The sequence below is a fragment of the Streptomyces sparsus genome, from assembly GCF_054776295.1.
Genome location: NZ_BAAHCA010001519.1, coordinates 1 through 748 on the forward strand (window position 1 = coordinate 1; position 748 = coordinate 748).

Genomic DNA, 748 nt, shown 5'->3' on the forward strand with positions numbered 1-748 from the left:
GCGGCCCGTGCCGCGTTGGCGCCGGGCGCGCCGTGCACGCCGCCGCCGGGGTGGGCGGCGGCCGAAGCCAGGAACAACCCGGCGACCGGCGTCTCCGGGCGTCCGGTGCCGGGCACCGGACGGAAGAACAACTGCTGGTGCATGGCCGCCGTCCCGCCGTTGATGGCACCGCCGTGGAGGTTGGCGTCCATGGACTCCATGGTCGGCGGGGCGAGGATGCGGCGGCCCCGGATGCGGGAGCGGAACCCGGGCGCGTACCGCTCAACCTGCTGTTCGACCCGCTCGGCCATCAGCTCCTGCTCACGGCGGTCCCAGCTGCCGGTCAGCCCGTCGCCGCCCGCGTCCCCCCGCACCTGGTGCGGGACGTGGGTGTAGGCCCAGGCGGACTCGGTCCCCGCGGGGGAACGCGACGGGTCGGCGGTGGTCATCTGCCCGAACAGGGCGAACGGTTCGTCCGGGACCTGGCCGGTGGCGATCTGAGCGGCGAACCGGGTCAGACCGTCCACACCGTCGGCCAGATGGACCGTGCCCGCGCCCGCGGCCCGCTCGGCGGTCCAGGGCACCGGTCCGTCCAGCGCCCAGTCGACCTTGAACGTCGCGAAGTCCCACTGGAAGCGCCGCAGGTCCGCCAGCACCCGGGCGGGCACGTCCCCGGGACCGAGCAGCTCTCCGTAGAGGGCAGGCGCCGAGACGTCCGCCAGCACCGCCCGCCGGGCCGGCACCGTCTCGCCCGTGGCGGTGCGCACCG

Annotated in this window: 1 protein-coding gene; it reads right to left on the reverse strand. The window is 75.9% G+C overall.

The features are described 5' to 3' along the window. Positions 1-748, reverse strand: a 748-nt coding sequence (locus ACYVE9_RS29370; protein WP_461030918.1) for a phytoene desaturase family protein, incomplete at both ends; no start/stop codon positions are given.